Source organism: Tsukamurella asaccharolytica (assembly GCF_007858435.1).
Lineage (GTDB): Bacteria > Actinomycetota > Actinomycetes > Mycobacteriales > Mycobacteriaceae > Tsukamurella > Tsukamurella asaccharolytica.
Window position 1 is genome coordinate 1 of record NZ_VIGW01000060.1, and the last position, 580, is coordinate 580.

1 protein-coding gene is annotated in these 580 nt (G+C 42.1%); it reads left to right on the forward strand.

The window, feature by feature from the left end:
* The coding region (locus FK529_RS20935; protein WP_146564359.1) for a TonB-dependent receptor domain-containing protein at positions 1 to 580 on the forward strand (580 nt) is incomplete at both ends.

A 580-nucleotide genomic window follows, 5' to 3' on the forward strand; every position in this document is an offset into this window, starting at 1 on the left:
CGATTGGTTACGCACGCTTCAATTTGAGTATAGCCATAATAAGATTGATCACGTGATGGATAATTATAGCTATCGCGCCACTCCTAGTAAGTATTCGGTAAGTAATCCTGCACGGACAACACAATCGGCAAAGCTTTTTGCAGAGCTCTCTTTAGGGAATCATGAGACAACAGTGGGGATCGATTGGCTTGATGATCGCCATAAGTTGCGAGTGAGCCGTATGAAACCAAATTTAGCAGAGGCAGCCAACTACCATAAGATGCCTTATCAAGCGAATCAGAAATTTAAAAATTGGGGCCTTTTTATTGAAGATGAGTGGTTCCTCAATGATTCTCAGAAGTTGGCAATGGGGTACCGTCATGATCGTTATGATGCAAAATATAATCCCAATTTTGATAAAGGGAAAGATGTTGATCCTCAATTTCATTCAAAACGTTACAGTCGCGACTCAGCCTTTATTCGCTATGAGCATCGTTTAGGGGATTGGTTACTCCATGCCGGTTACGGAATGGCACAACGTGCGCCCGATTTCTGGGAGAGAAGTAAAGATAATGGTGAACGTCTTAAGAAAGAGACTAAT